The sequence below is a fragment of the Variovorax sp. Varisp46 genome (assembly GCF_059491885.1).
Genome location: NZ_CP168515.1, coordinates 2092063 through 2116977 on the forward strand (window position 1 = coordinate 2092063; position 24915 = coordinate 2116977).

Sequence of the window (24915 nt, forward strand, 5' to 3'; positions counted from 1 at the left end):
TCCTCAGGCGTGGGCCATGGCGGCGGGCGGGATCTCGGCGCGCACCGAGCGGCCCGAGATGACAGTCATCCAGACGTTCCAGGCCATCACCAGCATCCCCGAGAGGTACAGCAGCCCGCCCAGCGCCCGCACCACGTAGAACGGGAAGGTCGCCTTCACGCTCTCCACGAAGGTGTAGGTGAGCGTGCCGTCGGGATTGATAGCGCGCCACATCAGGCCCTGCATCACGCCGGCGATCCACATGGCGGCGATGTACAGCACGATGCCGACGGTGGCGATCCAGAAGTGCGCCTCGATGGCCTTCACGCTGTACATGGTGGTGCGGCCGTACATGCGCGGGATCAGGTAGTACAGCGAGCCCATGGTGATGAAGCCCACCCAGCCCAGCGCCCCGGAGTGCACGTGGCCGATGGTCCAGTCGGTGTAGTGGCTCAGGGCGTTGACGGTCTTGATGGACATCATCGGCCCCTCGAAGGTCGACATGCCGTAGAACGACAGCGAGACGATCAGGAAACGCAGGATCGGGTCGGTGCGCAGCTTGTGCCAGGCGCCCGAGAGCGTCATCAGGCCGTTGATCATGCCGCCCCAGCTCGGCGCCAGCAGGATCAGCGAGAACACCATGCCCAGCGACTGCGTCCAGTCGGGCAGCGCGGTGTAGTGCAGGTGGTGCGGACCGGCCCACATGTAGGTGAAGATCAGCGCCCAGAAGTGCACGATCGAGAGCCGATACGAGTACACCGGCCGGCCCGCCTGCTTGGGGATGTAGTAGTACATCATTCCCAGGAAGCCGGCCGTGAGGAAGAAGCCCACCGCGTTGTGGCCGTACCACCACTGCACCATCGCGTCCTGCACGCCCGCGTAGGCCGAGTAGCTCTTCATCCAGCCGGCGGGCACCTCGGCGCTGTTGACGATGTGCAGCAGCGCCACCGCGATGATGAAGGCTCCGAAGAACCAGTTGGCCACGTAGATGTGGCGCACCTTGCGCATGCCGATGGTGCCGAAGAACACGATGGCGTAGGCCACCCAGACCACGGCGATCAGCAGGTCGATGGGCCATTCGAGTTCGGCGTATTCCTTGCCGCTGGTGTAGCCCATGGGCAGGCTGATGGCGGCCGCCACGATGACCAGTTGCCAGCCCCAGAACACGAAGGACGCGAGCGCCGGCGCGAACAGCCGGACCTGGCAGGTGCGCTGCACCACGTGAAAGCTGGTGGCCATCAGGGCGCAGCCGCCGAACGCGAAGATCACCGCATTGGTGTGCAGCGGGCGAAGCCGGCCGTAGCTCAGCCAGGGAATGCCGAGGTTGAGCTCGGGCCAGGCCAGCTGCGACGCGATGACCACGCCGACCAGCATGCCGACCACTCCCCAGACCACCGACATGAGCGCGAACTGCCGCACGACGGTGTCGTCGTAGCTGGCCGCGGGTGGGTTCGTTGTTTGCATCGTGATGCCCTCGAATGATTTGCGGGCAGTGTCCCTGCGGGTCCGCCCGGTCGGGTTGATGCAGATCAATCGTTTCGCAGGATGCGGTCGCCTTCGACCTCGATGTCCTCGAACTGGCCGCGCTCGACGGCCCACCACAGCCCGCCGAGGATGGCGAGCACCAGCACCACGGACAGCGGCACGAGGAGGAAGAGAATGTCCATCAGCCCACCGCCCTCTTCACGTCGACCCCCGGTGCGGCCAGCCGCGCCGCGTTCAGCACGACCACCAGCGAGCTCGCGGCCATACCCAGGCCGGCGAGCCACGCGGGCAGCCAGCCCGCCACCGCCAGCGGTACGCACAGCGCGTTGTAGGCCGCGGCCCAGAACAGGTTCTGCCGCACCACGCGCAGCGTGCGGCGAGCCTGCGCGATGGCCCTTGGCACAGCCGACAGCGCGCCGCCAGGCACCACGAAGTCGGCACGCGAGCGCGACAGCGGAACCGCATCGCCAAAGGCGAACGAGGCGTTGGCGCGCGCCAGGCTCGGGCCATCGTTGAGCCCGTCGCCGACCATGGCCACCTCGCGGCCCGCGGCTTGCAACTGCCAAAGCACTTCGAGCTTGTCTTCGGGCGTGCAGTCGCCCTGCGCCGCGGCAATGCCGGCTTGCGCCGCAACGGCGCGCACCGCCGCGTCGCGGTCGCCCGACAGCAGGCGCACCGCGATGCCCTGTTCCTTGAGCGCAGCCACGGCTTCGGCTGCATCGGGGCGCAGTTCCTCCGCCAGGACGAAGCTCGCGAGCCAGCCCTGGTCGTCGCTCATGTGGATCTGCGGCGCATCGACCTGCAATGCGGGCACGTCGCAGAAGGCCGCGGCGCCGAGGCGCAGCGGATGCGCAGTGCGGTCGCTTCCGCTGCTGCGGACAACGTGGGCTTCGATGCCCTGCCCTGCCGTCTCCGCCAGGTGCAGCACCTTCCAGTCGGGCAGCGCGCGGAATTGGGCTTGCCATGCGCTGGCGAGCGCGCGCGCGGCCGGATGCAGCGACTGCGCCCCGAGCGCCGCGCCGATCTCCAGCGCATCGCCGGGCATCAGCCCGCGCCGGCAGTACACGCGCTCCAGCCGCGGCGTGCCGCCGGTGAGCGTGCCGGTCTTGTCGATCACTACCGTGTCGACGGAAGCCAGTGCTTCGAGCGCCTGCAGGTTCGAGGCCAGCACGCCGCCGCGCGCCAGCGCGCCCGCGCTCGCCAGCATGGCGGCCGGCGTGGCCAGCGACAGCGCGCAGGGGCAGGTAACGATCAGCACGGCCACGGCCACCATCAGCGCCCGTCCAGGGTCGATGTGCCACCACACCAGCGCGGCGGCCGCCGCAGCGGCCAGCACAGCCCAGAGGAAGGGCCGCGCCACGCGGTCGGCCAGTTGCGCGAGCCGCGGCTTGCCCAGGGCGGCTCCGTCCATCAGCCGCACGATCTGCGCGAAGCGCGTGCCCTCGCCCACCGACTCGATGCGCACCTGCACCAGGACCCCGAGGTTGTGGCTGCCCGCCAGCACGCGGCTGCCGCACGGACGAGGCACGGGACGAGACTCGCCTGTGAGCAGGGCCTCGTCGGCGCAGGTGTCGCCCTCGATCACCACGCCGTCGGCCGGAAAGGCCTCACCCGGTCGTACGCGCACCACGTCTCCCACGGCAAGGCGCCGCACCGTCACGCGCACCCATCCGCCATTGGCCTCCAGGCGCTCCACGCTGTCGGGCAGCCGGTGCATCAGCGCTTCGAGCGCGCCCGCCGTTCGGTTGCGCAGCCGCGCCTCGAGCCAGCGGCCGGTGAGCAGGAAGAAGACGAACATCGTCAGCGAATCGAAATAGACCTCGTGCCCCAGCGGCCCCGCGCGATCGAAGGTTGCCGCGCTGCTGACGGCGAAGGTGATCAGCACGCCGAAGGCCACGGGCAGGTCCATGCCGATGCGGCCGATGCGCAGGTCGCGCCATGCGCTTCGGAAGAAGGGTCCGCAGGAGAAGAGAACCACCGGCAGCGTCAGCACCCAGGAGGCCCAGCGCAGGAGTTGCGCCGCATCGGCGCTCATGTCGCCGGGGCGCGCGATGTAGGCCGGGTAGGCGTACATCATCACCTGCATCATGCACAGGCCCGAGACCAGCCAGCGCCACAGGGCCAGCCGCGATTCGCGCTCGCGCAGGGCACTCGCGGACCGGTCGCCGCCCGGCAGCAGCGCGTAGCCTGCCTTCGCGCAGGCCTCGAACCAGCGGGACGGCCGGGTCACGGCCGGCGACCACACGATGCGCGCGCCCCGGCTCGCCGCGTTGACCTGCACGTCGCTCACGCCGGGCACCTGGCGCAGCGCGGCCTCGACGGTGAAGGCGCAGGCCGCGCAGTGCATGCCCTCGACCACCACCTGTGATTCCCAGCAGCCGTCGGCCGCGTCCAGTGGGCGGCCGAAGCCGGGCCATTCGCCGGGGTCGTCCAGCACCTGCCATGCCTCGTCGACAGGGGAAGGAAGCGATGGGATCGGGGCGTACTGGGGGGCGAGCGCGGCATTCATCGGGCGAGGCTAAGGGCGGTGCCTCGCAAGCCGTTTGATCTGCGTCAAGCCCGCCGGCCCGGGTGTGCCTAACCTCGGCAGCACGCCTCCCGGAGATTCCCATGTTCAAACGCATCCTCGTCGCCACCGACGGGTCCGCTCTTTCCAGGAAGGCCGTCAAGAGCGCGATCGCGCTGGCGGCCCAGAACGACGCGGACCTGGTCGCGCTGACCGTCGTTCCCCGCTATCCGAAGAGTTTCTTCGAGGGGTCGATGTCGTTCTCGGCCGAAGACATTGGCCGCATCGAGAAGCAGTGGGCGGACAAGGCGCAGGCGACGCTCGACGCCGTTCGCGACCGGGCGCTGGCACAGGGCGTGCGCATCAGGACGGCCCAGGCCAGCTCCGACCTGGTCGCCGAATCGATCATCGCGGCCGCGAAGAAGAACAGGAGCGATCTCATCGTGATGGCGTCGCACGGGCGCAAGGGCATCAAGCGCCTCTTGCTGGGAAGTGAAACCCAGCAGGTCCTGACGCGCTCGCTGCTGCCGGTGCTGGTGTTGCGGTAGCAGGCCCCGTGCCGATCGGCGAGGAGCCGAGGAGCCAAAAAAAACCGGCATGCCGGGCTTTTTCTCGATCGATGTTGCCGCTAGGCGGCCCGCCGAATCCGCCGATGCGCAGGGGCGCTGCTCGCGCTGCGCTGCGGCGAGAAGGTCCAGTTCTTGTTCTTCCGGACCACGGAAGCGACTCCGGCTTCGTCCGCGTCCACGAGGATCGTGCCCGGCAGCCGGTCCACCACCTTGGCGGCCTTGAGCGCGGATCAGGACGTGGCCACGTAGTCCGGATATTGCCGGCAGATCTCGTCCACCGCGCTGAGCGTGCCCGACAGGTGCCGGCGCAATGCCGCTTGCGCCGCCGCCGGGTCCCTTGCCTCGATGCCGCGCACGATGGCGCGGTGGTCGCGCAGGATCGCCTCGGTCTTGCCGGCGGTGGGCAGGTGCAGGCGGCGCAGCCTGTCGACGTGGCCCGAGACACGCCCTACCAGTTCCCACAGGCTGGCGACGCCGCCGGCCTCGTACATCAGGTGATGGAAGGCGCGGTCGGCGCCGACGAAATCGCCATAGCGCTGTGCCGTCGACAACGCCGCCTGCTGCGCGATGACGGCCTTCATCTGCTCGACCAGCCCCGCCGGCGGCTCCAGCGCGAGCTGGTGCACCAGCTCCAGCTCGATCGAGCGGCGCAGGAAATGCGCCTCCCGGGCCGCCGCGATGTCGATGCGGCTGACCAGCGTGGCGTGCTGCGGGAACACGTCCACCAGCCCTTCCTCGTTGAGCCGCAGCAGCGCTTCGCGCACCGGGGTCTGGCTCACGCCGAAGCGGTCGGCCAGTTCCTGCCGCGCCAGCACGGTACCCGGCACCAGGTCCAGCGAGAGGATGGCGTCGCGCAGCTTCTCCGTCACCTGCGGCGCGGCGAGGCGGGTGCGGTCGAGTCGAAATTTGGGAAGTGCACTCATCGGGCCGGATTGTGGCATTGACGTACTAATATATTAGTGTTTTAATCCCGCCGACATTGCCCCGCCGCGCCTTGCGCCCACAGAGACAACCCCCATGAAACGCCACTACGAATCCCTGCGCAGCGCACGCTGGTTCGCACCCGACGACTTCCGTTCCTTCGGCCACCGCTCGCGCGTGCTGCAGATGGGCTACAGCCACGCCGACTGGATGGGCAAGCCGCTCATCGCCATCGTCAACACCTGGAGCGATGCCAACCAGTGCCACTCGCACTTCAAGCAGCGGGTGGAGGACGTCAAGCGCGGCATCCTGCAGGCCGGTGGCTTCCCGCTCGAGCTGCCGGCTATCTCGCTGTCGGAAAGCATGGTCAAGCCCACCACCATGCTCTATCGCAACTTCCTGGCCATGGAAACGGAAGAGCTGCTGCGCAGCCACCCGGTGGACGGCGCGGTGCTGATGGGCGGCTGCGACAAGACCACGCCCGGCCTCACGATGGGCGCGATCAGCATGGGCATTCCCTTCATCTACCTGCCCGCCGGCCCCATGCTGCGCGGCAACTGGAAGGGCAAGGTGCTGGGCTCGGGCTCCGACGCCTTCAAGTACTGGGACGAGCGCCGCGCCGGCCGGCTGAGCGACCAGGCCTGGGCGGAGATGGAAGCAGGCATCGCGCGCAGCCACGGCACCTGCATGACCATGGGCACCGCGGCCACCATGATGGGCATCGCCGAGGCCGTCGGACTGACCCTGCCGGGCGCCTCCAGCATTCCCGCGGCCGACGCCAACCACATCCGCATGAGCGCCGACTGCGGCCGCCGCATCGTCGACATGGTGTGGGAAGACTGGACGCCCGCGAAGATGCTCACGCGCGCCAGCTTCGAGAACGGCATCGCCTGCGCGATGGCCATGGGCTGCAGCACCAACGCCATCGTCCACCTGATCGCGATGTCACGCCGCGCCGGCCATGCAGTGAGCCTGGACGCCTTCGACGACTTCAGCCGCCGCGTGCCCGTCATCGCCAACATCCGCCCCAGCGGCGACGCCTACCTGATGGAAGACTTCTTCTACGCCGGCGGCCTGCCGGCGATGCTGGAGCGCATCCGCGGCCACCTGAAGACCGAAGCGCTGACGGTCAACGGCCGCACCCTCGGCGAGAACATCGCGGGCGCCGAGGTCTACAACGACGACGTCATCCGGCCGCTCGCCAACCCCATCTACGCCGAAGGCGCGCTGGCCGTGCTGCGCGGCAACCTCGCGCCCGACGGCGTCGTGATCAAGCCCAGCGCCTGCGCGCCGCACCTGCTGCGGCACACCGGCCGCGCACTGGTGTTCGACGACTATCCATCGCTCAAGAAGGCGGTCGACGACCCCGAACTCGACGTGACGGCCGACGACATCCTGGTGCTGCGCAACGCCGGCCCGCGTGGCGCCGGCATGCCCGAGTGGGGCATGCTGCCGATTCCCACCAAGCTGCTCAGGCAGGGCGTGACAGACATGCTGCGCCTGTCCGACGCACGCATGAGCGGCACCAGCTACGGCGGCTGCCTGCTGCACTGCTCGCCCGAGGCGGCCATCGGCGGCCCGCTGGCACTGGTGAAGACCGGCGACCGCATCACCGTGGATGTGCCCGCACGGCGCATCCACCTCGACGTCGACGACGCGGAACTGGCTCGCCGCAGGGCCGCATGGACGCCGCCGCCGCCGCGCTACGAGCGCGGCTACGGCTGGATGTTCGGCCGCCACATCAAGCAGGCCAACGAAGGCTGCGACTTCGACTTCCTCGAAACCGGCTTCGGCAAGCCGGTGCCCGAGCCCGACATCTTCTGATCCGACTGCCCTCCCCCTTTTTTAATTTCGAGAACGGAGACAACACGTGAATCCCGCCACCCGCGACCTGCTCATGAAGGTGAGCACCGCCACCCTGTGCACCGCCCTGTTCAAGCGCGGCCTGCGCAACCAGTTCATCCAGGAGGTGCGACCGCTCGACGCCGGCTTGCCGAACATGGTGGGCGAAGCCTTCACGCTGCGCTACATGCCGGCGCGCGAAGACCTGAACCAGATCAGCGTTTTTCTCGACCGCGACCATCCGCAGCGCAAGGCGGTGGAGCAATGCCCCGAAGGCGCCGTGCTGGTGATCGACAGCCGAAAAGATGCGCGTGCCGCATCGGCCGGCGGCATTCTGGTCACGCGGCTGATGAAGCGTGGCGTGGCCGGCGTGGTCACGGACGGGGGCTTCCGCGACAGCCCCGACATTGCCAAGCTGGGCTTCCCGGCCTACCACCGCCGCCCGAGCGCGCCGACCAACCTCACGCTGCACCAGGCCATCGACATCAACGTGCCCATCGGCTGCGGCGACGCGCCGGTGTTCCCCGGCGACGTGATCGTGGGCGACGCGGAGGGCGTGATCGTCATTCCGGCCCACATGGCCGACGAGATCGCCGCCGAAGCGACCGAGATGACCGCCTTCGAGGACTTCGTGCAGGAAAAGGTGCTCGAAGGCCGCTCCATCCTCGGCCTGTATCCGCCCACCGAGGAACAAAGCCGCGCCGACTTCGCGTCCTGGCGCAGCGCCCGCGGCCGCTGAAGCCCTTTCTCTCTCCCCAATTCCCGAAGAGACAAATCCATGAAATTCATCCGTGGCGCCGCGGCGCTGTTCCTGGCTGCGCTCGCCCCCGTGGCCACCTGGGCCCAGGCCTCCGATTGGCCGGCCGCCAAGCCGATCGTCTACGTCGTGCCCTTCACCGCCGGCGGATCCACCGATATCGTGGCGCGCACGCTGGCCCAGAAGCTGGGTGACAGCCTCAAGCAGTCGGTGGTGGTCGACAACAAGCCCGGCCAGGCCGGCGGCATCGGAGCGGCCTATGTCGCCAAGGCCAAGCCCGATGGCTACACGCTGCTTGGCGGCACCATCAGCACGCACGCCATCAACGCGAGTCTGTACAAGAACCTGCCCTACGACCCAATGAAGGACTTCGAGCCCGTCTCGCTGGTCGCGCGCCTGCCCAACGTGCTGATCGTCAACAGCCAGCTCGGCGTGAACTCGGTGGCCGAACTGGTGGCACTGCTGAAGAAAGACGAGAGCAAGCGCACCTTTGCCTCTTCCGGCGCCGGCACCTCCACCCACCTGGCCGGCGAGATGTTCGGCGACCTCATCGGCGTGAAGCTCACCCACGTGCCGTACAAGGGCACGCCGCCGGCCATGACCGACGTGGCCGCTGGGCTGGTGCCCTTCATGTTCGACCAGGTGACGGCCGCACTGCCGCTGGTGAAGAGCGGCAAGCTCAAGCTGCTGGCCGTGACCACGGGCAAGCGCATCGCCCTGACGCCCGAGCTGCCGACCATGATCGAATCGGGCATTCCCGGCTTCGAGATGTCGTCGTGGCAGGCCGTGTACGCACCCAAGGGCACGCCCAAGCCGATCGTCCAGCGCCTGAATGCCGAAATCGTCAAGGCGCTCAAGCAGCCCGACGTGCAGGCCCGGCTCTCGGACCAGTTGGCGATGGAGATCGTGGGAAGTACGCCGGAAGAACTGCGTGATCACATGGCCAGGGAGATTCCGCGCTGGGCCGCACTGGTGAAGAAATCGGGCGCCGTGGCCGACTGACCACCTTCTGCCTTCGGCCCGCCATTCAGCAAAACGATCCAGATCGGCAAAAAGTGGTCCAAAGCTTTCACATGGGTGCAGTTGCACAGGACAATAGCGTAATACCCGTGGTCGGCAGCCAGCGCTGCCGTCCCTTTTCGAACCGCACCTTCAGGAATAATCGCTCGCCTCCATGGAACACCGGCTGGACTGGGCCCTTGCCGCCTGCGCTCGCATTCTTCGTCCGGTGGTCCGGCTGGCCCTCGCCATGGGGGTCAAGCATCCGCACCTCGAGGAACTGCTGCGCGACCTGCTGATCGAGGAAGCACAGCGAACCTGGCGCAGCCAGGGCGTGCCCAAGCCCAACCTGAGCCAGCTTTCGGTGACCACCGGCCTGAACCGCAAGGCGGTGACCGCCAAGGTACGGGCCACCGTCGATCCCCTGCCCCACACCGAGCTGTCGGCAGCGGCCAAGACTTTCACGTTGTGGCTGCAGATGCTGACCCAGGACGACTCCTTCCGGCGCCTGCCCATCACCACCGGCAATGCCGCCCCCTCCTTCGAGACCGTGGCGCGCATGAGCAGCCGCGGCAACGTGCACCACCGCACCATCCTCGACGAACTGGTGCGCCTGAACATGGTGACCGAGGACGAAGGCGTGGTCGAACTCACGACCGACGGCTTCGTGCCTGTGCAAAACCTCCAGTCCATGCTCGCCTTCCTCGGTGACAACGGCCGCGACCATCTGCTGGCGGCTGTCTCCAACACACTGGGCGAGGAGCCCAGGATGCTCGAGCGCGCGGTGTACGCGCGCGGGCTGACGCTGCAGGAATGCGAGCAGATCCAGCGCCTCGCGCGGGAGCGCTGGGCGACCCTGCACCACGAACTGGCGCAGGAAATGACGCGGGCGGTCGACAGCGCCCCCGCCGGTGCCAAGGCGCGCATCCGCGTCGGCATCTACACCTATTACGAAGACGAGAGCGCGCCTGCGCCGCCCCGTCCCCCTGAAAGCGAGCCCCCGCGATGAACAACATCAAGAAACCCCACCGGCTCATGCTCGGTCTTTTGTACGTCGCCCTCGTGGCCCTGCTGCTGTCCTGCGGCGGGGGTGGAGACAGTGCCAGCGGCGGCTCGGTGGCGGGCGTCGGCAGCGGTAGTGCAGCCGGTACGGCGACGGCAAGCGCAGACGCCTCGGCCGGAACCGGCACAGGTGCCACCGGCGACGCATCCGGAACGGGCAGCGGCACCGGCGGCGATACGAGCACCGCCAGCAACGGCAGCACCGACGGCTCCGGCGTGGGTTCGGGCGGCACCGGCGTGACTGCCGACGCCGCCGGCATCGGCGCGGCGGACGGCCTGGGCAGCATCATCCTCAACGGGCTGCGCTACAACACCGACGGCGCCGCCATCACCATCGAGGATGCCACCGAACTGCAGATCGGCATCAGTGCACGCGTTGCCGGCAAGGTCGACGCGGACTTCACCAGCGGCGTCGCCACCCAGGTCGTGTCGGCCGCGGAACTGCGCGGTGCGGTCTCGGCCATCGACATCCCCGCCGGCAGCTTCGTCGTGATGGGCACCACCGTGAGCATCGACTCGGCCACCGTCTGGGCCGACGCGAGCGGGCTGGCCGACGTCGTCTCGGGCAGCATCGTGCAGGTGTGGGGCCTGCCCGGTGCGCCGGGCACCCTGCGCGCCACCCGGATTCAGGTCGCTCCAACCCTGAGCGCCCCTCTGGTCACAGGCACCGTGGAGAACATCGATAGCGCGCGCAAGACCTTCATGCTCGGGCAGCTGACGATCGATTTCGGCGCGGCTGCGTTCACGGGCCTGGACGCATCGTCGCTCGCCAACGGGACCATCGTGCGCGTCCGGGGCACCGCCGCGCCGTTCGCGAACCTGCTCGTGGCCACGAAGGTAGAGGGCTGGTATGCCATTCCGGTGAACAACGGCATCGCTGTCCAGCTGGCGGGCGTCATCACCGACTTCGCCTCGCGCGGCTCGTTCAAGGTTTTGGGCACGCCGGTCGATGCGACCAACGCGCTGATCACGGGCGGACCCGTGGGCTCGCTCGGCAATGGCGTGAAGGTCGAGGTCGACGGCTTCATGTCCGGCGGCGTGCTTGTGGTGAAGAAACTGCGCATCCGCAACATTCCGGGCACCGGCGGCCCGGCCTCGTTCACGCTGATCGGTGCCATTGGCACCTATTTGTCGTCCGCCGATTTCAGGGTGCAAGGCAGGCCCGTGAACGCCGGAGCGCCCGGCGTCGTCTTCGAGAACGGCACCGCCGCGGACCTGGCCAATGGACGGCGCGTTACCGTGGTGGGAGACCGCGTGGTCAACGGTGTGCTGATCGCGCAGCGGGTGACGTTCACGCCTTGACCCATCGAGCGCCCGCGACGATGGACGCCCTCTCGATTCACGCCCCAGCCTTCCCGCCTATCGACAAGGCCGGTCGGTTGCTGTACAACAAAACGCCTAAAGTGAAAAAATCACATTTAAGGCGCCAATGCCCTATCTCCGTCGTGACGAACGGCATACATGCAGCCACGGCTTTCCGTCCGTGGTTTCGTCACGCGTCCTGAAGGGGTTTGCGGGAGGCGGCGCAGTCCAGGTGCTTCGACGGGGAAACCCGCTCGCATCCCCTCCCCATGTCTCGATGCGCACATCCAGTGCGGACAGGAGCATGTATGCCGCTCACCCTCCTCCTTCGGCTTCTTCACGAGAGATTTCCGGTGACGCTTACAGCCGAGCCGGACATCAGGCACGCCGCGGTTCTGCTTGCGACCGGACTTGTCGAAGCCGAATTCCATCTGGATGACCTTGGCTACCAAAAGTACGAGAGTGCCGTGGTGTTCACCATCACGGACGAAGGGCACGCGGAGATCGCTGGCCTTCGCTCCAGCCGCGCTGCAGCGGCCGACGGTCCGAAGTGGCCCCTCATGCCGCTCGACTACCTGCGCAAGATCGGAAACTCGGTCTTCCCCCTGCGCACCGACGATCCGGCAGAAATCAACTCGGTGGCCGTACTGAATGCTGCTGGCATGGTGGAAGCCACGCTTCCCCCGCCCTGCCGCGCCAGGCAAACCCAGCAGAAGTTCAGGCAGGCGGTCATCCTGCGGGTGACTCCCCTGGGGCAGACTGCGCTGGTCGCGCGGCGGACCTGAATCCGCGCGCTCGACAGCGGCTTCGCTGTTTCGCACGGGAAAGGTACCTGCAATCAGCGCGCTTTTTTGCTGATCGGCGGAGCCGCTCCCCCGGCAGCGGTCTGAAAACCCCTTCAGACCCACGATTGAAACCATGTGTAACAAACGTCACGATGTGACGAAAGGTTTCAATTTGCATTGTCTTCGACTACGAAAGTAGTAATGTGAAACCTTCACACACATCGCTCGCCCTCTTTCCATGCTCACACGCACCACTGCCCCCGATGTCGACGCGAGCATTGCTGCGGATGCTCTCATGGTGGCCCGCATGCGCCTCGTGCTGTCTTTTGCGGCGCTGCTCGCCGTCGCCGTCGACGCGGGTGACCACCGGCAGCAGGTTTCGGGGGCGGTCTGGTTGGCCTTTTCCGGTTACATCCTGCATAGCCTGCTGGTGTACGGGTGCACCCGCATCGGCCGCCCGTATTTCCAGGGCAAGGCCATCCACTGGTCCGACGTGCTGTGGTTCACGCTGATCGTGTTCGTGACCGACGGCGTCCAGAGCCTTTTCTTCCTGTTCTACTTTTTCGCGATCCTGACCTCCTCGTTCCGCTGGGGCTTCGAGGAAGGCGCCCGTGTAACTATTGCATCGGTCGCCTCTTTTGCAGCCTGCGGCCTCGCCACCAGCACTGGCGACGACACGCCGCAGCTGCTGATGCGCGCGACGTTCCTGCTGGCCCTGGGGCACATGATCGTGCACTGGGGCGGCTCCAAGCTGGCCCTGCAGCGGCGCCTGGCACTGCTGGGCGATGTCAGCCAGCTGTCCAACCCGCGGTTCGGCGCAGGCCGCACCATCGCCCGCACGATGGAAAAGACGCTGGCCTTCTTCCGGGCGAGCCACTGCATCCTCCTGACGCGCGACACCTCCACCGGCGACTGGATCCTGCGCACGCTGCGCAAGGACGACGCCTGCGAACACGTCAGCGTCGAGACGATCGGGCGCATCGCCGAGTCGCCGCTCATGGCGCTGGCACCGGACCTCACCGTGGTCAGCAGCCGCATGCCCTGGCCCCTGAGCCGCCTGTGGCCACAAAGCCATGCCCTCGAAGCCGGCGCGAGCGGCTGGCGCGTCGAGGACGAGGAAGGCGCGCAGCGCTGCGCCGCCGTGGCCGCCATGCTGGAGGCCCGCAGCTTCATCAGCGCTCCGCTGCCGATGCGGCTGGGCGAGGGCCGGGTCTTCGTGTCATCCGGCGACGGGCTGTTCAACAAGTCCGACGCCCTGTTCCTGGCACACCTCATGGAGCAGATCTTCCCGGTCATCGAGACCATCGAAGTGCTCGACCGGATGGCCTCCGAAGCCGCCTCCGCGGAGCGCCTGAAGATCGCGCTGGACCTGCACGACACGGCCGTGCAGCCCTACATCGGCCTGCGGATGGGCCTGTGCGCACTGCTCAAGAAGGCCACCACCGACAACCCGCTGCGCGAGGATCTCGACAAGCTCGCAAGCGTGGCCGACGGCGTGATCGCGGACCTGCGCCGCTATGCCGGCGCGGTCAAGCACGGCGCGAACAGCCCCTGCGGGCTCGTGCTGCCCCACCTGCATCGCCAGGCCGAGCGCATCAAGGGGCTCTACGGCATAGAGATCGCCGTCGCCGTGGATGGCCAGGTCCTGCTGGACGACCGTATGACTGCGGAAGTCCTGCAAATGGTCGGCGAAGGGCTGAACAACATTTGCAAGCACACCCACGCGCACCACGGCAGCATCCGCCTCGGCTGCAAGAACGGGCGGCTGCACCTGCGCATCGAGAACGAAGCCTGCGAAGAGGGTTTCACGAAATTCCGCCCCCGTTCCATCACCGAACGCGCCGCCGCCCTCGGCGGGCGGGCGCAGGTCCGCCAGTGCATCAGCGGCGGCACCGCGGTGGTGGTGGAAATTCCCATCTGAAAAAAGACAAGACCAGGAGCCCGTCATGCAACCTGTTGCCCATTCCATCGGCGTTCTGCTCGTTGACGACCACCAGACGATGCTGTGGGGCCTGTCCAGGCTGATCGACGGGGAACAACCGCGCATGAAGGTGGTCGGCACCGCCAGCAGCTGCGAAGACGCCGTGGCGACGGCGGCAAGCCTCGCGCCCGACGTCGTCGTGCTCGACCTGGACCTGGACGGCCATTGCGCCATCGACATCCTGCCCAGCCTACTGTCGAACGAGGTGTCGCGCGTCTTCGTGCTCACCGCGGAGCGCGAACAGCGCATGCTCGACCTTGCCGTGCTGCACGGCGCCCGCGGCGTCATGCGCAAGGACGCTTCGGCACAGCAGGTGCTCGAGACCATCGAACGCGTCTACAACGGCGAGCTTTGCGTCGATCCGCAGACCATGGGCCGCGTCTTCTCCCAGCTGACCTCGGCGAAGAAGCCGCCGAAGGCCGACCCCGAAGCCGCCAAGCTGGCCAGCCTGACGCAGAAGGAGCGCGAGATCATCCGCGTCGTGGTTGCGGGCAGCGGTGCCTCGAACAAGGCGCTGGCCGCAAAGCTCTTCGTCACCGAGCACACGCTGCGCAACCATCTCACCTCGATCTACCAGAAGCTCGGCGTGACGAACCGCCTCGAGCTGTACATCCACGCGGTGAAGCATCAGCTCGACGCGGCGGCTGTCGCGCACTGAGCCGCCGCCGCGCCGGGTTTCCCCGGGGTACTCAAGTCGTCCCGTTCAGCATCGGGATGATCATCCGGACGACGCGGATTGCCGCCGGCGTGAGGATGACCGCCGAGATGCAGGGAAAGATGCACAGCACCAGCGGCACCAGCATCTTGGTCGGAACTTTGGCTGCCAGTTCTTCTGCGCGAACCTGCCGCTTGTGGCGGAGATCGTCGGAAAACACGCGCAGCGATTCACCGATGCTGGTGCCGAAGCGGTCCGACTGCGTCAGCATGGTCGCGAAGGTGGCTATCTCCTCCACGCCCGTGCGCAGCGCCAGGTTGCGCAGCGATTTCTCGCGCGTGCTGCCGGCGCGCATTTCCAGGTTGGTCCAGTGCAGTTCCTGCGCGAGGGCCGCGCTCTTGACCTGGATTTCCTCCGTGACCTTGGCCAGGCCGGCGTCCAGCCCCAACCCCGCCTCGACGCAGACAAGCATCAAATCGGCGGCATCGGGAAAGTTCTCGAATATCTCGCGGCGACGCGCGCGAATCAGCAGGTGCAGCGCCAGGTTGGGCAGGTAGCAGCCGGCCAGCGCCGCCACAGCGAGCCACAGCATCATCACCGTGCCGTCCGCCGCACCCGTCGTCCGCATTCCCAGGAACGCGAGCGCGGCAAAGCCCAGCGGCAGCAGCGTCTTCATGCCGAAATAGACCAGGTAGGCGTCCGGGTAGCGAATGCCGGCGTTCAGGAACCGCACGCGCAGCGGCGACAGGTCGGCGTCGCTGGTGGGCGATGACAACTGCGCGAAGGGACCGACCAGCCGGACGGCGGTTTCGGTCCATGCCGACTTGCCGGCCGACGGCGCCACCGCCTTAAGGCGCTGCTCGGTGCGCGTTGGAGACAGCCAGGCCGTCAGGCCGCCGACGGCCAGCGACACGGCGAGGAAGACGAGGATGGGAAACAGCATGGTCATGGCTCTTCTCCTTCAAACGCGAATCTTCACGATCTTGCGCAGGAGCACGATGCCCACGAGCATCAGCACCAGCATGTACTTGAGGACCGTCTGCCCGATCGGGTCCGTCCACAACGGCGCCATAAATTCGGGATTGAAGACGTTCAAGAGTGCCACCAGGGCGAACGGCATGAGCCCCAGGATCCAAGCCGACAGGCGTCCTTCGGACGACAGCACCCGCACCCGCGCGAGCAGCTTGAGCCGATCGCGAATGAGCCGGCTCAGGTTGCCCAGCACCTCCGTCAGGTTGCCACCGGAGTCGCGCTGTATCAAAACCGCCACCACGAAGTAGCGCAGGTCGGTAAGCGGCACGCGCTCGCTGAGATTGGTCAGCGCCTGCTGCAGCGAGACGCCGAAATTCACCTCGTCGGCGACCATGCGAAACTCGCTGGCGATCGGGTCGGTCATTTCGTCGCCGATCATTTGCACGCCGCTCGCGAACGAATGCCCGGCGCGCAGGGCGCGCGTCACCAGGTCCAGCGCTTCCGGGAGCTGCTTCTCCATACAGGCCAGCCTGCGGCTGCGCTGGTGCTGCAGGTACATCACTGGAAGCATCGCCGCGCCGCTTCCGACGGCGAGTGACGGCAGCACCGGCTGGCGAGCCATCCACATCGTCGCGAAGAACGCAAACACGCCGAGCACACCGCACGCCAGCAGGAAGCTGGAAACCGTCCAGTCCAGCCCCGCCTGCAGGATGAAGCGGTCCAGCCGGTGCGCCCGCGGCAGCGTCAGCAGCATGCGCTGCAGCCATGGCACTTCGCTGAGCATGCGCTCCTTGGCCAGGTGGGCCTGCGACGTGCGGTCGCTCGCTGCAGAAAACGCCTGCAGCCGCTTCTCGATCTTGCGCGCCTCGGGCCCCTTGTAGGAGCGCCACAGCAGGTACAGGCCCTCGATCATCAGCAGCACGGTCACGAAGACCAGCACGGCGGCAGTGATGAGCGCATTGCCGCCCAGGTTGTTGAACATGATCGCCTCCTATTCGTAGTGCTTGCCCGGCTCGAACATGGTGTCGGGCAGATCCACGCCGTAGGCATGCAGCCGCTCCGCGAACTTCGGCCTGACGCCCGTCGCCTGGAAATGGCCGCGCACCAGGCCGTCGGGACCCATGCCGGTCTGGTGGAAGGTAAAGATCTCCTGCATGGTGACCACCTCCCCTTCCATGCCGGTGATCTCCTGGATGCTGGTGACCTTGCGCCGCCCGTCGACCAGCCGCAGGACCTGGACGACCACCGTGATGGCCGAGGCGATCTGCTGGCGCACGGTGCGGTGCGGCAGGTTCAGGTTCGCCATGCCGATCATGTTCTCCAGCCGCGCCAGCGCGTCGCGCGGCGTGTTGGCGTGGATGGTGGTGAGCGAGCCTTCGTGGCCGGTGTTCATTGCCTGCAGCATGTCGACCGCCTCTGCGCCGCGCACCTCGCCGATCACGATGCGGTCGGGCCGCATGCGCAGCGCGTTGCGCACCAGCGCGCGCTGCGTGATCTCGCCCTTGCCCTCGATGTTCATCGGCCGCGTCTCCATGCGCGCCACGTGCGGCTGCTGCAGCTGGAGCTCCGCGGCGTCCTCGATGGTGATGATGCGCTCGGTCGGCGGAATGAACCCCGAGAGGATGTTCAGCAACGTGGTCTTGCCTGCGCCCGTGCCGCCGGAGATGAGCATGTTCACCTTCGCCTGGGCCAGCCCCTCGAGCATCTGCGCCATCGGCGGCGTCAGCGTCTTGAGCTCGTTCACGAGGTTCTCCATGCGCAGCGGAATCTTCGCGAAGCGCCGGATCGACATCATCGGCCCGTCGAGCGCCACCGGCGCAATGACCGCGTTGACGCGCGAACCGTCGGGCAGCCGCGCATCGACCATGGGGCTGGACTCGTCGATGCGCCGCCCCACCAGCGAGACGATCTTGTCGATGATGCGCAGCAGGTGCTTCTCGTCGGTGAAGCTCACATTGGTCAGCTCCAGCCGGCCTCGCCGCTCGACGTAGATCTTCTCGTGCGAGTTGACCAGGATGTCCGAGACCGACGGGTCGGCCATCAGCAGCTCGATCGGCCCGAAGCCGAGCATCTCGTGCTGGATGTCGCGGATCAGCGTGCGCCGCTCGATGTCGTTGAGCGCCTCGGGCTCCTCCTGCAGCAGCCGCCCGACCATGGTCGAGATTTCCTGGCGCAGCACGTCGGGCTTCAGGGTTTCGAGCGCCGCGAGGTCGAAGCGGTCGAGCAGCTTCAGGTGCATGCGCTCCTTCAGCAGCTTGTAGGCGTCCGACGCAAAGGGCGAGGCGGTCAGGTCGGCGGCGTGGGCCGCCTGCCCGTGGCCGGGGTCGGTCTCGACCGCATTGAGCTGTTCTCTGAATGACATGGGAACCTGCCTTGCTGTTGAAGAATGAATCGGAACTCAGGCTCGGCGAAAGAGTCGCCCGATGAAACCGGGCGCCGCTTCCTGCCGCGGGCTGAGCGTGTGGGCGATTTCGGCGAGCCGCTTGGCGAGTGCGCTGCCGCGCGACATCTCCACCAGTGGCACGCCCTGATTGATGGACGCATCCACGTCCTTGCCGCCGTCCGGAACGATCGTGAGCGTCGCCCCGACGAGCGAGCGGCGCATGTCCGACAGCCCGATCTCCCCTCCCCCGGCGCTGCGGTTCACGAGCAGCTCGACCTTGCCGGGCGCATAGCCCAGCGACTTGAACACCTGCATGAGGCGCGTCACGTTGCGGATATGCGGCAGGCTCGGCTGCAGCACCGGAAAGATGCGGTCCGCGCGGTCCAGCACGCGGATTGCGAGCGTGTCGATGCGCGGGCCGAGGTCGAACAGCACGAAGTCGTACATCGTCAGCGCGACCTGCAGGATGGCATCGACGTGCTCGGCCTTGACGTCCATCGCTCGCGAGAGGTCCTCGGGCGCTGGCAGGATGCTGAAGCCCGGTGCCACGCGCACCACGCTGGCCGCGAGAAGCGAAGCGTCGAGGCGGCCGATGTCGCGCGCGACGTCCGCCATCGTGGAACTCGGCCGCAGGTCGCTGACGTACGACAGCGCATCGCCGAACTGCAGGTTCAGGTCGATCAGCAGCACCGAGCGCTCGCGCGAGAGCTGGTAGGCGATGTTGGTCGCGAGAAAGGTCGATCCGCTGCCGCCCTTGCAAGGCATGAATGCCACCACCTGGCCGGGGCTGCGCGCCTGCGTGCTGGCCATCTTGAGCGCGATGCGCTCAACGGCGGCCTCAAGCGCGGCGGTGTCGGAGGGCGACGGCAGCACCTCGCGCACTCCCGCGCGCATCGCGTGGATCAGGAACTCTGGGGTCTGCATGGCACACAGCAGCACCACCGCGATCGCCGGGTACTGCAGCGTGAGCTTCTCCACCAGTGCCAGCTCCTGAAGGTCGCAGCACATGCCGTCGACCAGCAGAAGCTCCGGAGCCGCCTTCTCGACGACCCCCTGCATGCGGCTCTTGCCGCCCTCGAACAGCGACACCTGGTGGGAGCGCGCCTCGAGGACCTTGCGCATGTCCTGGAGATGATTCGGATTGGGGGAAATGATGGCGATCTTCATGGTCGTGTCCGGTGTGTTGCTAGGAGCAGATGGCCGCGCTGTTCGGGTCCTTGCGCATCACCTCGCGCGGCAGGTAGGTGGAGAACGTCGGCATCGGGATCAGCGGTGCAGTGGCTCCCACGATGGGCGAGATCCATTGATAGTTCAGGCCGGTGATGCTCACGGTGACGCCCTCGCAGGTCGATGCCGTGCAGCCCGACGGCGCCCACGCCACCGACACGGTGCTGATTTGCGGCAGCAGCGCCCTCATGCGGGCTAGCACGAGTGCCTGCTGGCCCGTGTCGTCGCACACCACGGCATACCTGGCCCCCTCGCGTGTTGCCTCCTGGGCCGCACTCCACGTGAACAGCATGCGGGAGAAGTCCACGATGCCCAGAACGAGCATGAGGAAGATGAGCAGCCCCAGGGCGAACTCGACGGTCGTCGCGCCGTTGACATGGTGTCTCATGACGGAGCCCTCATGGTGGCGGTGATGTCGCTGAAGACGATATTGCCGTTCGCATCCGCAAAGACCACGCCTATCACCGAAGGAAACATCGAATGGAAGGTATAGCTGCTGACGCGCACCGTGACCGTGGTGATGATCGGGTTCGCACCGGCCGACTGCCAGGTGCAGCAACTGCCGGCCGGCACGTTCGACAGGCTCAACCCGCGCGCCAGCGGCGAACCGGTACCGCCGGTATTGCCGTACACGACCAGGTTGCGTGCCTCGGTAACGTGGGTGCCGGGCGTCTGTACCGACAGGTAGCGCACCGCATCGCGGGTCGACTTGACGACCGCGTTGTATTCGTACATTGCGCGGCCGAATTCGGTGGTGATGAAGGTCAGCAGCAGCAGCAGCGGTGTGATGAGCGCCAGTTCGACCAGTGCCGCACCATGCTGGGTGCGATGGGACTTTTTCATGTTGCTCACCTCATCTCACCAGGACCGGAACCAGCGGGCCTGCCGCTCCGCCGGCCAGCCCGCTGGTGGTGCAGGGGCTGGTGGCAGAACCCGCGTTGCCGCGGAACTCCAGCCATGTGTCGCTCATCGGGATCTGCAGTGGCTGCAGCATCAGCATGCACGCATAGTCGATCACATGGTTGCCGCCGTCGATGACCGGCACCGTAACGATGCGGCGGTCCAGGCCGTACTGCTTGTGACCACCCGCAACGTTTCCGGGCGCTGCCAGTTTCTGAAAGCTGCTGAGGGACAGTCCCGTGATCGATTCGCAGCTATTTGCGCCGTTCACTTTCGTTCCGGTGTCGGCGCAGGATGCGAAGGCGGCCCGCTTGGTCACGAAATTCTGGGCGGTTGCGGGTGATCCGGGCGCGGGGCCATCGTAGGCATTGAACTGCGCGGGCCAGGTGAGCGAGGTATAGGCATAGCCGGTGTAATCAGGCCGCCCAACGCTCGGATCGCCGGTGTTCTTGTAGATGCCGAAGCGCTGGTTCCAGACATCGGCCACCGAGGTCTGCACGCCGGGGGTGCCGAGCGTGTCGCCCACTTTGGTGCCGCAGTGGTTGTTGAGCTCGGATTCGGTTTCCGAGGCGCTATTGCTGCCGTCGAGGTTGGCCCAGCCGATCTCGCCGCCGGCGGATGCGTTCTGCGCCTGGATCAACTTCACCCAGTCGCCTACGTTGAGCCCGTAGTTCGGTGCAACGCCTCCGGGCTTCGGCTTGAGTGCGACGGGAATCGGACAGGTGGTCTGTGCGCTGGCACGGGTTGCGACCGCACTGGCCGCGACACTGCCCGTCGCGGGATAGGCGGCGGCATTCCCGGAGAAGGCACCCATGGCCCTCATGAGCCAGATGACGATGTTGGGCTGCGTGTGCACGCACTGCGCATAGGTGGCGACGAGGGGATCGGTCGTGGATGCATAGGCAGCATCGCGGAACGTGATTTCAGTGGCCACGATCTGGCCCTGCCCGCTCCAGGTGGCTGACTGCATATTCACCCGGTTCGCGTTGCCGGCTGTCTGGCCGGCACTCTTTGCCCGCGTGATCGCCGAGCCCTGCTTGTCGAGTTCGCGCGCAGCGGCCAGCGCACAACTGTCCACCGCCGTCTGCAGTTCGGTCCTGACGACGAACAGATGTCCGAAATCGAGCGCGATGCCCATGAAGCCCAGAAGGAACAACATGAGCAGCGCGGCGGTGACGATCATCGCGCCGCCTTGACGGTGATGAAGACTGCGGACTTGCATGATCGACTCCTCGAGAGGTGACTGCGGTTCGCTGAATCAGGCTCAGGAGCAACCCGAACCGTCGAGGCAGCCGGTGACTTTCGCGATGAAGTTGTCGAAGGTGCCGTCGGTCACCAGCGGCTGCAACGCAAGGATCAGCGCAATGGAGACGACGGCGATGATGAGCGCGTACTCGATCACCTGGGCGCCGCTTTCGCCCCGCAGAAATGACTTGAACATGATGAGGACCTCGCTTCTGTGTTGGGCAAGCTGGTTGAGCGGCAGGCGGTGGGCATCGGACAAGCCGGCCCGCCACCCGCCCTCGGTCCGCTTATGGGCAGGACGTTCCGGTGAGGCAATTGGTCACATGCGTGATGAAGGTCGTGAAGCCGCCGCCGGTCCCGGTAAGCCCCTTCAGCAAGACGATCAGCGCAATCGAAACGACGGCGATGATCAGCGCGTATTCGATGACCTGGGCGCCTTCCTCGTCACGGAGGAAACCACGGGAGGATTGGCCGATGGCCTTGAAAAAGTTGTTCATGAGTCTTTCCTTTAAAGGTTCAAATAAACGAATGGAACTCGTTGGTTCATCAAACGGGTTGGGGAAACTGGGTTGTTGCAGATCGTGGTGTTCTCCTTTCCGAATTGGAGGGTTGAGAATGAAAACCGCGGTCACTTGGTGCCACCACCAATCGTTCCGCCGATGTTGATGACGTTGACAGCTGGTGGCGGTGTCTTGTACGACTCGTGGTACTGCACCATCGACTCGCGCGCCGAGCGGCCGTCCATGCCCGCGACGGGATTGCCGTCCCGGCCTGCATCGGGATTGATCGTCATCTTCCTTTTCGCGTCGCGCACCGCATCGCCAAAGCGCGCGTCGTAGTTGGGTGTGACGTGGGAGCATCCGGTGCCCAGGAGCAGCGTCAGCGCGAGAGTGGTCGACTTGATGAACATGGTGTTGCTCCTCACTGGATATCGGTGGCCGGTGCAGCCGGTGCCGGGGTGGCGCTTTCGAGGCTGCCGTTCAGATAGACCTCTGCACGGCTGGGAACGACGTGGTTGTCGGTCGGCAGTCGGGGCGACTCGACCAGCGGCCGGACCATGCGGGGCGTGATGACGAACATCAGCTCGGTCTGGTCGTTCTGAAACTCGGTGCTGCGGAACAACGCTCCCATCACCGGCACTTCGCCCAATCCGGGGTAGCGCTTGATGGACTCGGTGACGTTGCTCTTGATGAGCCCCGCGATCACGAAGCTCTGCCCGTCGTTGAGTTGCACGGTAGTGTCGGCACGGCGCACCGTGAGCGATGGCAACACGGCGGTCACGCCACCGATGGTGGTGAAAGGCGAACCGGTCTGCGACAGGTCCGACACCTCCGAGACCATCTTGAGATTGACGCGGCCGCCATTGAGCACGGTCGGTGTGAACTTGACCCCGATGCCGAACTCCTTTTCTTCCAGCGTGATGTTCGTCCCGCCGCCGCCAGCGGCGTTTTGCGCCACCGGAATAAAGATCTTGCCGCCCGACAGGAAGCTCGCCTGCTGGCCGCTGATGGCCATGATGTTGGGCTCAGCCAGGATGCGCACCAGGCCGTCGTCCTTCTGGCCGTCGATGCCGATCGACGTGCGGCCGATCCTCAGCGCTTCGATCAAGCCGCCACCGCCGCTCAGGAAATTGGAGATCAGCGAATAGCTGTTGAGGCCGCCGTTGCCGGAGCGGTTCAAGCCGACGCGTGCGCCCAGCCGGTCCAGCAGGGTCTTGCTGATCTCGGCGATTTTCACTTCGAGCATGACCTGCTGCGGCGCCGTGACCCGCAGCAGGTTCACAACCTTCTTGCCGTCGGCGCCGTAGGCCGACGCAAGGCTCATCACGTCGTCGAGCTTGAGCGCATCGCTGATCTCGCCGGTGAGCACGATGGATTTTTCCGCGCTGCGCACGCGGATGCGGCTCTCCTCCGGCATCAGCTCTGCCAGCTTGGACTGCAGCGCTCCCGGATCGATGGTGACGATCACATCCTTGATGTAGCAAGTGCCGTCCGCACTCTGCAGCACGACGTTCATCGAGCCCGCCTGGCGGCCGCGGAAGAACAGGTCGGTCGGGCTCAGCAGCGTCACGTCGACATCGGCAATGCCGTCGCCGGCATTCGCAGCCGCGGCCGGTGCAGGCGGCGCCATGCCCGCCGGCACGGCAGCCGCCGCGGGCGCCCGGCTCGGCGGCTGCCCGCTGACCACGATGCGGACGACGCGGGCCTTCAGCGGGATGACCACCGACTTGCCCAGCACGGCCTGCGTTGGCTGGTCGTCCGGAATGATGGCGGTGCAGCGCCGGGTGGCTGGCGCCGCCGGTGCCGCGGGCGCCGCGGGCGCCGCGGCGGCGGCGGTGGCGGCCGCAGCCGCGGCAGGCACCGCGAGTTCGGCGGAGATGGCGGGGGCCGCCATCATCGTGAGTGCCGCCAGCAACCAGGCGGGGGTGGGAGAGAGATAGTGCACTTGGTGTTCCTCCTGGAGGTTTGGATCAGAAGCAGGCGAGAGAGCGAGCGGCGTTCTGGATCACTTCCACGCACTGGGATGCAGTCGCCGTGACGGGGCCGGTGCGCGCCACACGCGGCCGGGCCGGTGGCGCCGCTGCCACCGTGGTGGCGATCGGCAGGATTTCCTTCTCGCCGAACAACTGGCCCTTGGTGATGCCGCCCGTTGCGACGGTGGTCTTGTCCATCTGGTTGCGCAGCACGAGCGACAGGGTTCCCACGCTGCGTGCCAGGTCGAGCTTTTCGGAGTCCTCGAGCGAGAGCTCCAGCGTCACGGCGCTCACCACCTTCGGCTTGGTGTCGTCGCGGTTGGCCTCTTGTGCAACCGCCAGCACCAGGACCTTCTCCAGCACGGTCTTGCTGATCTGGCTGTTCTGCTCGCCCTTGGCCTTGTCCTTGTCCTGCTGGGCGTTGACCATCACGTCGACGTAGTTGCCCGGCAGTGCGAAGCCGGCAACGCCGACCACGTCGTTGACGCGCACCGTCATGGCCCGCTTGCCGCTGGCGATCACTGCCGACAGCCCGCCCTGGGTGCCCACCGGCGCCAGCTTGCCTTCCATGATCGCTTCGCCGCGCAGCACGCCGACCTTCACCACGCGGTCGTTCAGCGCCTTGATGTCGCTGAACGAACCGCTCGGTATGGAGCCGCTGGGCCAGTCGACCGTGGAGAGCATCTGCGCGTTGACGCGGCTGCCCAGTTCGATGTCGACGGCGGCCACGACCACCTTGTTGGAGGCGATTCCGCCTTGCCGCGATATCCACCCGGTCGCATAGACCGCGGCGGCCAGCCCTGTGAGCAAGGCCAGAAAGATCAGCCCGAGCGCCTTGATGTTCTTCATGTGAACCTCGCGTTGGATGAGAA

General features: G+C 66.7%; 25 protein-coding genes. 9 read left to right on the forward strand and 16 right to left on the reverse strand.

Features of this window, described 5'->3' with window-relative positions; translation table 11 throughout:
* Positions 1-3: 3 nt before the first annotated feature.
* The 3 genes from ccoN to ACEN9N_RS09885 form a co-directional block, all read right to left on the reverse strand.
* Complete coding sequence (ccoN, locus tag ACEN9N_RS09875) at positions 4-1443, reverse strand: cytochrome-c oxidase, cbb3-type subunit I (RefSeq protein WP_007832041.1); 1440 nt, start codon at positions 1441-1443, stop codon at positions 4-6.
* Positions 1444-1508: 65 nt separating this feature from the next.
* Positions 1509-1646, reverse strand: a complete 138-nt coding sequence (gene ccoS, locus ACEN9N_RS09880) for a cbb3-type cytochrome oxidase assembly protein CcoS (protein ID WP_007832042.1) — start codon at positions 1644-1646, stop codon at positions 1509-1511.
* The gene (locus ACEN9N_RS09885; RefSeq protein ID WP_495655973.1) at positions 1646-3973 is read right to left on the reverse strand and encodes a heavy metal translocating P-type ATPase; all 2328 of its coding nucleotides are present in this window, start codon (positions 3971-3973) and stop codon (positions 1646-1648) included. The genes ccoS and ACEN9N_RS09885 overlap by 1 nt, the downstream gene beginning before the upstream one ends.
* A gap of 101 nt (positions 3974-4074) precedes the next feature.
* On the opposite strand from ACEN9N_RS09885, the gene ACEN9N_RS09890 reads away from it, so the two are divergent.
* Positions 4075-4518 (forward strand): universal stress protein, encoded by a 444-nt coding sequence (locus ACEN9N_RS09890; protein ID WP_007832046.1) that lies wholly within the window; start codon positions 4075-4077, stop codon positions 4516-4518.
* 251 nt (positions 4519-4769) lie between these two features.
* Here the strand turns inward: ACEN9N_RS09890 and ACEN9N_RS09895 are convergent, their stop codons facing one another.
* Entirely contained in the window at positions 4770-5462 is a 693-nt protein-coding gene (locus ACEN9N_RS09895) for a GntR family transcriptional regulator (protein ID WP_007832047.1), read from the reverse strand.
* Positions 5463-5556: 94 nt separating this feature from the next.
* Here ACEN9N_RS09895 and araD point away from each other — a divergent pair, with 94 nt between their 5' ends.
* From araD to ACEN9N_RS09935, 8 genes are all read left to right on the forward strand, one after another.
* A complete protein-coding gene (gene araD / locus ACEN9N_RS09900) occupies positions 5557-7284 on the forward strand; it encodes an L-arabinonate dehydratase (protein ID WP_413334982.1) in 1728 nt (575 codons plus the stop codon).
* A gap of 46 nt (positions 7285-7330) precedes the next feature.
* A complete protein-coding gene (locus ACEN9N_RS09905) occupies positions 7331-8041 on the forward strand; it encodes a ribonuclease activity regulator RraA (protein ID WP_495655974.1) in 711 nt (236 codons plus the stop codon).
* A 39-nt stretch (positions 8042-8080) separates the two neighbouring features.
* Complete coding sequence (locus tag ACEN9N_RS09910; RefSeq protein ID WP_007832053.1) at positions 8081-9061, forward strand: Bug family tripartite tricarboxylate transporter substrate binding protein; 981 nt, start codon at positions 8081-8083, stop codon at positions 9059-9061.
* 172 nt (positions 9062-9233) lie between these two features.
* The gene (locus tag ACEN9N_RS09915) at positions 9234-10067 is read left to right on the forward strand and encodes a DUF6502 family protein (RefSeq protein ID WP_007832065.1); all 834 of its coding nucleotides are present in this window, start codon (positions 9234-9236) and stop codon (positions 10065-10067) included.
* The gene (locus ACEN9N_RS09920; RefSeq protein ID WP_495655975.1) at positions 10064-11422 is read left to right on the forward strand and encodes a DUF5666 domain-containing protein; all 1359 of its coding nucleotides are present in this window, start codon (positions 10064-10066) and stop codon (positions 11420-11422) included. Before ACEN9N_RS09915 ends, ACEN9N_RS09920 begins: the two co-directional genes overlap by 4 nt.
* Positions 11423-11730: 308 nt before the next feature.
* Positions 11731-12207 carry a hypothetical protein gene (locus ACEN9N_RS09925; protein WP_007832069.1) on the forward strand — a complete coding sequence of 159 codons (477 nt, stop codon included), beginning with the start codon at positions 11731-11733 and terminating at the stop codon, positions 12205-12207.
* A 238-nt stretch (positions 12208-12445) separates the two neighbouring features.
* Positions 12446-14128 carry a sensor histidine kinase gene (locus ACEN9N_RS09930; protein ID WP_495655976.1) on the forward strand — a complete coding sequence of 561 codons (1683 nt, stop codon included), beginning with the start codon at positions 12446-12448 and terminating at the stop codon, positions 14126-14128.
* Between the two features lie 25 nt (positions 14129-14153).
* Positions 14154-14846, forward strand: coding sequence for a response regulator (locus ACEN9N_RS09935; RefSeq protein ID WP_495655977.1), 693 nt, complete (start codon positions 14154-14156; stop codon positions 14844-14846).
* 31 nt (positions 14847-14877) lie between these two features.
* On the opposite strand, the gene ACEN9N_RS09940 is transcribed toward ACEN9N_RS09935, so the two are convergent.
* From ACEN9N_RS09940 to cpaB, 12 genes are all read right to left on the reverse strand, one after another.
* Positions 14878-15792 carry a type II secretion system F family protein gene (locus ACEN9N_RS09940; protein WP_495655978.1) on the reverse strand — a complete coding sequence of 305 codons (915 nt, stop codon included), beginning with the start codon at positions 15790-15792 and terminating at the stop codon, positions 14878-14880.
* A 12-nt stretch (positions 15793-15804) separates the two neighbouring features.
* Positions 15805-16797 carry a type II secretion system F family protein gene (locus ACEN9N_RS09945; RefSeq protein ID WP_495655979.1) on the reverse strand — a complete coding sequence of 331 codons (993 nt, stop codon included), beginning with the start codon at positions 16795-16797 and terminating at the stop codon, positions 15805-15807.
* A 9-nt stretch (positions 16798-16806) separates the two neighbouring features.
* Positions 16807-18177, reverse strand: coding sequence for a TadA family conjugal transfer-associated ATPase (locus ACEN9N_RS09950; RefSeq protein ID WP_495655980.1), 1371 nt, complete (start codon positions 18175-18177; stop codon positions 16807-16809).
* A 36-nt stretch (positions 18178-18213) separates the two neighbouring features.
* A complete protein-coding gene (locus ACEN9N_RS09955) occupies positions 18214-19365 on the reverse strand; it encodes a CpaE/TadZ family protein (RefSeq protein WP_495655981.1) in 1152 nt (383 codons plus the stop codon).
* A gap of 19 nt (positions 19366-19384) precedes the next feature.
* Positions 19385-19813 (reverse strand): TadE/TadG family type IV pilus assembly protein, encoded by a 429-nt coding sequence (locus ACEN9N_RS09960; protein ID WP_495655982.1) that lies wholly within the window; start codon positions 19811-19813, stop codon positions 19385-19387.
* Positions 19810-20268 (reverse strand): TadE/TadG family type IV pilus assembly protein, encoded by a 459-nt coding sequence (locus ACEN9N_RS09965; RefSeq protein ID WP_495655983.1) that lies wholly within the window; start codon positions 20266-20268, stop codon positions 19810-19812. The genes ACEN9N_RS09960 and ACEN9N_RS09965 overlap by 4 nt, the downstream gene beginning before the upstream one ends.
* Positions 20269-20278: 10 nt before the next feature.
* Complete coding sequence (locus ACEN9N_RS09970; RefSeq protein WP_495655984.1) at positions 20279-21547, reverse strand: pilus assembly protein TadG-related protein; 1269 nt, start codon at positions 21545-21547, stop codon at positions 20279-20281.
* A 42-nt stretch (positions 21548-21589) separates the two neighbouring features.
* A complete protein-coding gene (locus ACEN9N_RS09975; RefSeq protein ID WP_495655985.1) occupies positions 21590-21766 on the reverse strand; it encodes a Flp family type IVb pilin in 177 nt (58 codons plus the stop codon).
* A gap of 91 nt (positions 21767-21857) precedes the next feature.
* Entirely contained in the window at positions 21858-22067 is a 210-nt protein-coding gene (locus tag ACEN9N_RS09980) for a Flp family type IVb pilin (protein ID WP_495655986.1), read from the reverse strand.
* 131 nt (positions 22068-22198) lie between these two features.
* A complete protein-coding gene (locus ACEN9N_RS09985; RefSeq protein WP_495655987.1) occupies positions 22199-22480 on the reverse strand; it encodes a hypothetical protein in 282 nt (93 codons plus the stop codon).
* Positions 22481-22491: 11 nt separating this feature from the next.
* Entirely contained in the window at positions 22492-23967 is a 1476-nt protein-coding gene (locus tag ACEN9N_RS09990; RefSeq protein WP_495656367.1) for a type II and III secretion system protein family protein, read from the reverse strand.
* A 73-nt stretch (positions 23968-24040) separates the two neighbouring features.
* Complete coding sequence (cpaB, locus tag ACEN9N_RS09995) at positions 24041-24892, reverse strand: Flp pilus assembly protein CpaB (protein ID WP_495655988.1); 852 nt, start codon at positions 24890-24892, stop codon at positions 24041-24043.
* Positions 24893-24915: the final 23 nt, after the last annotated feature.

Excerpts from the sequence above, each read along its gene's own strand:
- ccoN (WP_007832041.1), bottom strand. The coding sequence starts at position 1,443 with ATGCAAACAACGAACCCACCCGCGGCCAGCTACGACGACACCGTCGTG.
- ccoS (WP_007832042.1), bottom strand. The coding sequence starts at position 1,646 with ATGGACATTCTCTTCCTCCTCGTGCCGCTGTCCGTGGTGCTGGTGCTC.
- ACEN9N_RS09885 (WP_495655973.1), bottom strand. The coding sequence starts at position 3,973 with ATGAATGCCGCGCTCGCCCCCCAGTACGCCCCGATCCCATCGCTTCCT.
- ACEN9N_RS09890 (WP_007832046.1), top strand. The coding sequence starts at position 4,075 with ATGTTCAAACGCATCCTCGTCGCCACCGACGGGTCCGCTCTTTCCAGG.
- ACEN9N_RS09895 (WP_007832047.1), bottom strand. The coding sequence starts at position 5,462 with ATGAGTGCACTTCCCAAATTTCGACTCGACCGCACCCGCCTCGCCGCG.
- araD (WP_413334982.1), top strand. The coding sequence starts at position 5,557 with ATGAAACGCCACTACGAATCCCTGCGCAGCGCACGCTGGTTCGCACCC.
- ACEN9N_RS09910 (WP_007832053.1), top strand. The coding sequence starts at position 8,081 with ATGAAATTCATCCGTGGCGCCGCGGCGCTGTTCCTGGCTGCGCTCGCC.
- ACEN9N_RS09915 (WP_007832065.1), top strand. The coding sequence starts at position 9,234 with ATGGAACACCGGCTGGACTGGGCCCTTGCCGCCTGCGCTCGCATTCTT.
- ACEN9N_RS09920 (WP_495655975.1), top strand. The coding sequence starts at position 10,064 with ATGAACAACATCAAGAAACCCCACCGGCTCATGCTCGGTCTTTTGTAC.
- ACEN9N_RS09925 (WP_007832069.1), top strand. The coding sequence starts at position 11,731 with ATGCCGCTCACCCTCCTCCTTCGGCTTCTTCACGAGAGATTTCCGGTG.
- ACEN9N_RS09930 (WP_495655976.1), top strand. The coding sequence starts at position 12,446 with ATGCTCACACGCACCACTGCCCCCGATGTCGACGCGAGCATTGCTGCG.
- ACEN9N_RS09935 (WP_495655977.1), top strand. The coding sequence starts at position 14,154 with ATGCAACCTGTTGCCCATTCCATCGGCGTTCTGCTCGTTGACGACCAC.
- ACEN9N_RS09940 (WP_495655978.1), bottom strand. The coding sequence starts at position 15,792 with ATGACCATGCTGTTTCCCATCCTCGTCTTCCTCGCCGTGTCGCTGGCC.
- ACEN9N_RS09945 (WP_495655979.1), bottom strand. The coding sequence starts at position 16,797 with ATGTTCAACAACCTGGGCGGCAATGCGCTCATCACTGCCGCCGTGCTG.
- ACEN9N_RS09950 (WP_495655980.1), bottom strand. The coding sequence starts at position 18,177 with ATGTCATTCAGAGAACAGCTCAATGCGGTCGAGACCGACCCCGGCCAC.
- ACEN9N_RS09955 (WP_495655981.1), bottom strand. The coding sequence starts at position 19,365 with ATGAAGATCGCCATCATTTCCCCCAATCCGAATCATCTCCAGGACATG.
- ACEN9N_RS09960 (WP_495655982.1), bottom strand. The coding sequence starts at position 19,813 with ATGAGACACCATGTCAACGGCGCGACGACCGTCGAGTTCGCCCTGGGG.
- ACEN9N_RS09965 (WP_495655983.1), bottom strand. The coding sequence starts at position 20,268 with ATGAAAAAGTCCCATCGCACCCAGCATGGTGCGGCACTGGTCGAACTG.
- ACEN9N_RS09970 (WP_495655984.1), bottom strand. The coding sequence starts at position 21,547 with ATGCAAGTCCGCAGTCTTCATCACCGTCAAGGCGGCGCGATGATCGTC.
- ACEN9N_RS09975 (WP_495655985.1), bottom strand. The coding sequence starts at position 21,766 with ATGTTCAAGTCATTTCTGCGGGGCGAAAGCGGCGCCCAGGTGATCGAG.
- ACEN9N_RS09980 (WP_495655986.1), bottom strand. The coding sequence starts at position 22,067 with ATGAACAACTTTTTCAAGGCCATCGGCCAATCCTCCCGTGGTTTCCTC.
- ACEN9N_RS09985 (WP_495655987.1), bottom strand. The coding sequence starts at position 22,480 with ATGTTCATCAAGTCGACCACTCTCGCGCTGACGCTGCTCCTGGGCACC.
- ACEN9N_RS09990 (WP_495656367.1), bottom strand. The coding sequence starts at position 23,967 with ATGATGGCGGCCCCCGCCATCTCCGCCGAACTCGCGGTGCCTGCCGCG.
- cpaB (WP_495655988.1), bottom strand. The coding sequence starts at position 24,892 with ATGAAGAACATCAAGGCGCTCGGGCTGATCTTTCTGGCCTTGCTCACA.